Consider the following 8,766-nt stretch of genomic DNA (forward strand, 5'->3'; position numbering starts at 1 on the left):
CAAAGAATCAGTATTTTACGGGATACATGAAATATATACGAAGGGAGCAACTAACTACAGTTGCTCCCTTTTTACTCTCTTATATCACATGATGCAATTAAAGACCTAACATATTATATGGATGTCAGCAAAGAACAACTCCAAAATCCACTTTCATTGTATATTTTGGAATTGTTTCACGTTTATTCTATAGTTGTTTCTAAAGTTAAATCTGTATAGGCATGATCCTCACCTATATTTAAGATTACTTCACATTGACGTAATCTCAATTCAAAGAGAGTTATAGAATCATGATGGACTTCAGGATTTGATTTCATTTTATGTAATATCTCTTGTTTTTCTTGTATTTCTAAATGAGTATTTTCTACAGCTTGTTTTAAGGAGTTAAATGGATTCCTAAAGAACATATTAATATCCCGCTCTTGCGTATTTTCAAACAGCTCAAACTGCAAGAAAAATTTCTTCATAATAGAAGCCGTTACCTCGGTATAATCTTCATTTTCTAAATACTGTTTGTATTTGTTATATAGCATAGCTCTATTCTTTGGAAGAACCCCAAATAATTTACCGGCACTTTTCAGTAAAAATTGTGCTGGCGTAAATCGACGTAAAATATTTACCTCTTCCATTTGTATTCCAGTCGTCATTCTATCAGTATCTCTGCGCCAGTCATCCAGTACTTTAAAGTCACATTCTAACTGTATTCGATTTTCTCCAAATAAAGAATTAAGTCCTTCACTGAGTTCTTCTAAGTACGATTGACTTTGAAGGAGCTCATTATTAGAAGTTGCAATCCAATTTTGCATAGAACGAGCAAAATTAGGTAATACAGTTTGTTCTAAATATTTGTGCACTCTTTCGTTCATCGATGTATTTAGTTCCATATCAATGTGCCCGAAATCGCTTTCTTCACTAATTAAATCAGAACAACTCTGTAATAGCTTCGGAATATGTTCAGTAAGATCATTAGTAATTTCAGTTTTCATTGCACGATATGATTCTGTAATTAATTGAATTTTTTCCTTCTCAAAAGCAGTAAGGTTATTAATACAACCATTTAGTTTAACTAACATATCTTCATTCCAATTAATAACATCCACTAGATTATTTTCCTTCTCAACGCGTTTATCCAAAAGATATGTAATTGTTTTTCGAATGAAATACAATAGCTTTTCAGTACGTTCTGCATCGATATTTTTATGGTTAAAGTTAAAACGAATAAACTCAGTTAAATCATTTAGTTGTTGACTACTTGTATATAACGAAGAGTAAGGGAAAAGTCTCGCATGTGGGAAATATGTGTTTATTCTCGCTTGCGTATCATGTAATACTCTTTTTACTTCTGCTTCACTGTAAATGTTATCTATTTTATTTAATAAGAAATGAATTTGTAGATTTGGTGTATGTTCTTGAATGCTTAATAGAATGTCACGTTCTTTGTCAGTAAAAGGTGAATCCGCATTCAATACGAACAATAATTCATCTACAGAATTTAAATATTCAAATATCTCATCTCTAGTGTCGTTATTCCTATTAAAACCAGGGGTAACTACAAATGTAAGTTTATTTTTGCTTAAAAATCTGCATGGTAATTTAAATTCAACACATGCTCTATCTCTATATGTTTGATGATGCACTGCCATCATATTATGGTAATCATAGAAATTCTCAGTTGTTGTAATGGCTGAATCTGTTATAGCGTTAATTTCTGTATGAGCATCATTTTTTAAAACCACTACATTTGAGATTGAGTTTTCTAATATATTTTCTCCTAATATGGAGTTAATAAATGCAGTTTTTCCGTTTCCTGAAGTTCCCGTTACTAAAATACGATTTGTTCTTAAATCTGCAAGCTCGCCAACTAACCATCTAAATCTGTGACCCATTTCTATTTCATGCTTTTGTGCCCACTGTGTAATAGATTCAAAAAGATCTAAACTATACTCTAAGCCATTCACATGATTAATAGAATATAACAGTAGGTTTTCCGCATGTTTTATATTTGCTGAATCTATTTTGGAAGGGAAAATCTCATCCCATACCAATACCGCTGCTGATGGAAATACAGCATGAGACGGATTGACTACCTTTAACCAATTTGTTAACAGATTTGGAACGATATCGTGTAATTGTCTAAGCATATATTGACCTTGAATTAATTCAAAGTACGTTTCTTCATAAAGAGAAGAAATTTTGTCCCATATATCGGACGAATGTATTTCGATATGTAAGAAAAACTCATTTATTGTGTTAAGCCATAATAAGTAATTTTGTTCATTTTTATAACTGTTCCAAAGTGATGAAACAATTTGCGTAAATTGCACTTGATCTACATTATTTAATGTAACTAATACTTCATAAAAATAATCTGGTGAAATATGTTTAGTAAATCCTTTATCGATATATCCTTTTAGAACCTCAAACCACGGATAAGATTCTATTCGAATTAACTCATTCACAGCAAGCTCTACTGCACTATCAAAATCTTGCTGTTCCTCATAAAAGGAACGGGCAATAATTGTGACGTTTGGATAATCAGGATTTAAAGAAACCGCTTCTTTAATAACAGCGAAAGCTGAATCAAAATTATTCTGCTCTATGTAAAGAGAAAGTAATTGCAGTCCAATTTCAGTCATCAATATTTTGTTATCAGTAGTAATGGAAGTATAAACATCTTCAGCAGCTGATAATCTGTTAAGTTCGAAATAAGCATCCGCAATATTTTTTTGTGCCCATGGTGCTAATTCATTACTAACTTTCTCCCATTTAAAAATAGCTGCTTCAAAATCTTGATGGTGATAATAAAATTCACCCTGTGCAAAACGAATATAAGACCCATCGGAAATCTCATCTTTTTCTTCGTTTAAGTAAACTTCTCCAAGTACTTGAAGAGGTGGTTGTGTCTCATTCTCCATTAGGAATGTTTCATAATACATCTTTTTTATTAATTGTTTTTCTAATCTCATCTTTTCCCCCACTATATCTTGAAAATACGTTTTTCTCCAAATGTCAATACTTTTTTGTATGTATGCTCTTTATCTTAACAAAGAATTTCTTTTGGAAAATTTCATTTTCCTTTCATTTTTCAAGTAAGATTGAATTTTTATGAGAAAAGTTTCAGTTCTTTTTCAATTCCCTTTCAGTTGTGAAACAACATTAAATGTTCCTAATAACCTAATAACAATATAATATTTTACATTATATTATCAGGAAAACCCCATATAAACAACATTATAAAAACAATCTATAACGAATATATATGCATTGTGTACTTCGCTGATAAACAAAAAAACCCCCTCACATAATAGTTGTTAAATGAACCTGTATGCCATTTCAGATACATCACAATAACTTAAAAAACAACAATAGTAGTCAACGGCTATTCATAAAATATCTTTCTCAAATTGCTTTCCATTAAAATATCCCAGTAATTATGTAATTAAATTCCATTAACCTATATAAATAACTAGTCCCAAAAAAATCTATATGCATATCATGTTATAGTAAAGAATTTAGGAAATCCTAAAAAGGAGGCACTTTCATGTTTGAAGATAAATCTAAAATAAATTACCCATATGAATTTACTGAAACTACAACAATCCCTCTAAAAAACCCCATTGATAAAAAATTCAAAAACAGCACAGGTACACACAATTTCCCAATTAAGAAGCATTATAAAGAGCAAGTTTTATATACTGAAAAAATTAATAATAATAAAAATAAATAATCCTATAGTTCTTCATTTTAACCATGCATAGTTACGTTTTAAGTATTAATCCTTATTATACAGCTCATATCCCCTTTAAAAAGGAGAGTTTACTATCAAACTTTCCTTTTTAAAAGTGCTGATATACAGTGCCTTTTTTATTCACAGAAGGATTGCATTAAAACTAAAATATCCATATAGCCAAGAAATTAATTGTTAGCGAACGCATGGGATAAATCCGCACCAGTCAGAATTAAAAAATCATACGAAAAACCGCATCAACTCCTGATGCGGTTTTTCATTTCACAAACTCATAGCAAACAGCCCCTAGAGCCACATATTCGCTTACATTCTCTACTATTATGAACTAGACAAAGCCTTGTCCATTCTCCTTACTACACTGATATTTCCAAAACAACTTTTGCACCGCACAGCTTTTTTGAATTGCTTAAGTAAAGATTTCCACCGTGTTGCTTCGCAAAGTTTTTGGCAATGTATAGGCCAATTCCATGATGATTTTTAGAGTTTCTACTTTTATCCCCTCTATAAAACTGCTCTGTAGCTGAACTCATTTCTTCTTCTGTAAATCCTCTTCCCGAGTCCTCGACAATAAATTGGACTTTTTCACTAATCGTTTCAACTGAAAACATCAAGTCATCTTTTGCTGGAGAATATTCAATTGCATTCATCATCACATTCATAATGGCTCTTTTCAACGCAGCCTCATCAGCTTGAATAAAATTTGGTATGTCCTCAACCTTTTTAATTAGATTTAACTGTTTGTCCAAGACACAAATTGCACTTTCCTCCATAATATTACGAATAAAGTCGTGGAGATCTATTTGCTTAAATTGAAGTGAAGTGCCTTCTTCACATTTCGTAATGTCGAGCAAAGATTTCATATACACTTCCATCTCATCAACACTTTTCAAAATATGCTCATTACATTTCTTCTGATCTGAATCCAGCATGGATTCATTTAATAGCTCGGCATTCCCTCTCAGTATCGTTAATGGCGTTTTAATGTCATGTGCCAAAGCAGCAATCTGTTCTCTTCTATTCGTTTCCATATCCCACTGTGTACGTAAGGAATCATTCAGTTCATCTTTCATTTTCACTAAGGAATTTAATACTTCATTCACTTCTATTATTTTAGATTGTTCTACTTGAAAATCTAAATCTTCCTTTTGAATTTTATCCGTTATCTCTTTCAAAATCAGCATTTCCTTTGACAATGATTTACCAAAATAGCGAGATAAAAATAGCACTTCTGCGAAAAATAATAGAATAAAAAGGACAAATAAACAAACTTCTGGACTTGGTAAAAACTTCTGCAAAAAAGAATTGTTATAATTAGTATGTAAGGTATATAAAACGACACAAATATCTTTATTGCGTTCTATAATTGAATAATAGTACTTATTGTCACCTTTTTCATCATTCTGTATGTTATTCCATATTTGCCCCGCATAATCTTTATCAATACTCCCTTGAATAACGTTTCCTGAAAAATCATACACAGCATATTTATATTGTTTTAAAATCTGACCATCGCCCTGTTCTGCTTTTACTATGTCAGCTCGTTGCGCCTCAATCTGTTTCTCATAATAATTTGCTGGAAGGATTACCTCTGTGTTAAGTCCAATTTGGAACAGGATAACAAGAAAAGCAACTAAAGCAATCGTTCCTATTGAAAATGCGAAAATATACTGTATTAAAATTTTGCTAAGATTGACTTGTTTTTTTATTTTTTCCATTTATATCCGATTCCCCATACTGTTTCTATTGGATTCATGCCATACTTAGATAATTTATGACGGATATTTTTAATATGTTCCACAATTACTTGGTTATCACTTTCTCCCTCATATCCATAAACATTTTCGTAAATCTTTTCTCTTGAAAATACTCGCCCGTGATTCAAAGCTAAATACTCACAAATTCCGTATTCACTTTTCGTAAATGCGATAGATGTATCGTCATGCCATATTTCTTTACACGATAGATAAAATGTAAGACCTGATAGGAAAAATGCATTTTGCTTTTCTCTATGCTCACGCCTTACATGTGCGGACACCCTTGCACGCAGTTCTCCAATTCCAAAAGGTTTTGTAATATAGTCATCTCCGCCGAAGCTAAGCCCCTTGATCAGATCCTTCTCCATTGTTTTGGCAGTTAGAAACACAATTGGACTATCGACCAAATCCCGTATTTCCTTACAAAGTGTAAATCCATCTACTTCTGGCATCATGACATCTAATAGAATTAAATCATAATAACAAAATTTATCCTTTGATATAGTAAGAGGATTACTAACGGCAGTTACCTCATGGCCTTCTTTCTCTAAAGCACTTTTTATAATATAAAGGATGCCTTCTTCATCATCAATTGCTAATATTCTTGCCATACAGAATCCCTCCTCTCGCTTCCATTATAATACAAATGTACTTACATTTCTTTGCGTCCTTCATAAAAGGAAAACCATATAAGAGAAACAATAAACGCTACGATCGTGAAACAAACGCAAATCACTGCTCCAATTTCTGCATCTACTTGTAAGACATGAAAAGAATCAGGATTCAATCTGTATCCCAAAAAATGATTGCATAATCTCACACCCCACGCACATGGCGTGTATTTCCAAATTACATCCCCCAGCCCTGTAAGCATTAAAGCTGCCAGCAAGCTTTCTATAATTCCAACCCCAATGGAAGCACCTTTACTAAAGCGAAAGTTTAAGAACAGATGACATATATACATAAAGATTTGACATCCAAAAAGAATGAAGGAAATCTCAACATACAAACCAAGTGGAAATTCATTTTGCCCTAGCAAAAAATGAAAACCTGCCGCAAACCCAATGACTGCCAATATAGTAGAACAAAGCCCATATATTAACAGTAAACATACTTTGCTAATAAATGCTTTACGTCTTCCGTATTCCGTTGATAAAAGTTCTTTAAAATTCCCTGCCAACGCCTCCTGCTCTACAATAAAAGAACACACAATACTAATTAGCAAAGGAAAAGCTATTGATAATACTTGGATATAACCTGAAACCTTATTCATAGAATCAACTTTTGAAAAGGAATAATAACTTAAAAAAAGAACAATCCCGATGATTGGCATCACTATATGTATCCAGAAAAAAATCGTATGCTTCATTTTTAGAAAATCAGCTCTTAATACCCTCGACAAAACTCCCATGCTATTTTGCCTCCTGCTTTTCAAACCATTTTGCCGTCACATAAGTGAACAAAAAGAACAACGCGACAGAAATTGCCACGCCTGGCAATATTACATGATAGGAAAGGAGCTCTGGTGTGAACGTTACACTTCCTGGTTCTGCATATAAACCATTCGGTAGTATTTTTAAAATAGGAATCATGAGTCTACTTGGGTATGTATATGGACTAATCATCCAAATGCTTTCTGTTGCCAATACAACCCCTAATACTCCATTTGCTCCTATATTCAATAGGACCGTCGGAAACAGACCTATTTTATTACCTAAAAACAAGCATATCGGAATTTGCCACATAAAAGTAACGATTAGAAGAATACTTCCTAGTAGTGCATTCGCCGCAGGAATGATTCGGAAATTCTCTTTATTTAATAGTAAACTAGATAACTGGATTCCACAGAAAAAAATTATGCATGAACAGCTCAAAATCCCTAAAATCAGTAATACTTTAGAAATCCATACTCGTTTTAAGGAAACGGGTAAAGATAAAATGGAACGATTATTCATTTTTTTATCCTTCTCCGCAAGAAGTACACAACTTAAAGAAAGCATTCCTGGAAGCATCATAATGTACCACCAATTGTAACTAGATAATTGAAAATAATCCGCCGATAATAAAAAAGCAATCAACATTGTAGCGAATGGAACTAGCCATATAAGTTTATTTAAAAAAGTATGTCTAATTTTAATTTTTTCAGATGCAAAATATAAAATCATTTCTTATACCTCCCTTTTATATTTTCCAGCCACTTGTACAAATAAATTTTCCAGGTCATCATTCTTATTCAGTTTTCCCTGATATCCCAATACACCGTTTGATATAATCCCAACATGGTCTGCAATTTGACTTACTTCACTTAAAATGTGACTGGATAAAATAACAGTAATTCCTTTTCCAGGAAAGGAAAGAATTAATTCTCTTAATTCCTGAATCCCAAAAGGATCAAGTCCATTCATCGGTTCGTCTAATATTAAAAACTTCGGATGATTCAGCAATGCAATAGCAATTCCCAATCGCTGCTTCATTCCCATAGAAAATTCCCGTGCTTTTTTCCTGTCTGCATTCTCTAACTCCACAACACGCAATACCTCATCAATCCTTGATTTAGGCAAACCTAAAACAGTCGTACGAACCAGCAGATTTTCTCTTGCTGTTAAATTTTCATAAAGCGGTGGAGACTCAATTAAAGCACCAATAGAATGTAAATCGCGCCGCGTCCATGTATGACCATCAAAATAAATCTCACCAGAAGTAGGCGTAAGCATGCCCGTTATCATTTTCAAAGTGGTCGATTTCCCCGCCCCATTAGGACCTAACAATCCATAGATTGAATATTTCGGTACAGACAGTGAAATATTTTGTACTACACTTTGCTTTCGAAATGTTTTGCAAAGATTTTTTGTTTCTAAAATAATCTCATTCATCCAAAACTTCCTCCTCGTATATGGTAAGTCTAGAATAAACGACAATTATAAGGATTCTATAAGGAAAATGAAAAAACATAGGGACAAAGAAAAAGCACCCTTCTCACGGTACTTTAATCTTTTCTTCATGTATTCTTCATGGTCTATTGCTAAAACATTTAAAGTTCATACATTTTTTGAATGTAACATGTGTGAAGCCGTGGATTCACATGATTTTTCCACACTTGATTACAGATGAAGAGTTTATTAAACAGAAAGAAAAACTTTTAAACTAAATCCAAATAAAAAAGAAGCGATGTATAAAATGTACCCTATAGAGTAGACACTTGAAAAAAGTCTATTCTATAGGGTATTTCTTGTATAATAAGAGGGAAATTGGGATCGGAGAATA

The 8,766-nt window shown here is 32.6% G+C and carries 7 protein-coding genes; 1 reads left to right on the forward strand and 6 read right to left on the reverse strand.

Annotated features, from left to right (window positions below):
• Positions 1-182: 182 nt before the first annotated feature.
• Complete coding sequence (locus tag MR065_RS24135) at positions 183-2,966, reverse strand: dynamin family protein (protein ID WP_242215334.1); 2,784 nt, start codon at positions 2,964-2,966, stop codon at positions 183-185.
• Positions 2,967-3,541: 575 nt separating this feature from the next.
• Between MR065_RS24135 and MR065_RS24140 the strand changes: the two genes are divergently transcribed.
• Entirely contained in the window at positions 3,542-3,727 is a 186-nt protein-coding gene (locus MR065_RS24140; RefSeq protein WP_097902897.1) for a hypothetical protein, read from the forward strand.
• Positions 3,728-4,101: 374 nt separating this feature from the next.
• On the opposite strand, the gene MR065_RS24145 is transcribed toward MR065_RS24140, so the two are convergent.
• Genes MR065_RS24145 through MR065_RS24165 form a run of 5 tightly spaced genes read right to left on the reverse strand, consistent with a single transcriptional unit; the run spans position 4,102 to position 8,375 of the window.
• Positions 4,102-5,463, reverse strand: coding sequence for a sensor histidine kinase (locus MR065_RS24145; RefSeq protein WP_242215335.1), 1,362 nt, complete (start codon positions 5,461-5,463; stop codon positions 4,102-4,104).
• Positions 5,451-6,113 (reverse strand): response regulator transcription factor, encoded by a 663-nt coding sequence (locus MR065_RS24150; RefSeq protein ID WP_242215336.1) that lies wholly within the window; start codon positions 6,111-6,113, stop codon positions 5,451-5,453. Before MR065_RS24150 ends, MR065_RS24145 begins: the two co-directional genes overlap by 13 nt.
• 41 nt (positions 6,114-6,154) lie before the next feature.
• Positions 6,155-6,913: a lantibiotic immunity ABC transporter MutG family permease subunit gene (locus MR065_RS24155; protein ID WP_242215337.1), complete on the reverse strand. Its 759-nt coding sequence runs from the start codon at positions 6,911-6,913 to the stop codon at positions 6,155-6,157.
• 1 nt (position 6,914) lies between these two features.
• On the reverse strand, positions 6,915-7,667 hold the full coding sequence (locus MR065_RS24160; protein ID WP_242215338.1) for a lantibiotic immunity ABC transporter MutE/EpiE family permease subunit: 753 nt from the start codon (positions 7,665-7,667) through the stop codon (positions 6,915-6,917).
• Between the two features lie 3 nt (positions 7,668-7,670).
• Complete coding sequence (locus MR065_RS24165) at positions 7,671-8,375, reverse strand: lantibiotic protection ABC transporter ATP-binding protein (RefSeq protein WP_242215339.1); 705 nt, start codon at positions 8,373-8,375, stop codon at positions 7,671-7,673.
• Positions 8,376-8,766 lie beyond the last annotated feature (391 nt).

The sequence above is a fragment of the Bacillus cereus group sp. BfR-BA-01383 genome, assembly GCF_022663495.1.
Classification (GTDB): Bacteria; Bacillota; Bacilli; order Bacillales; family Bacillaceae_G; genus Bacillus_A; species Bacillus_A cereus_AU.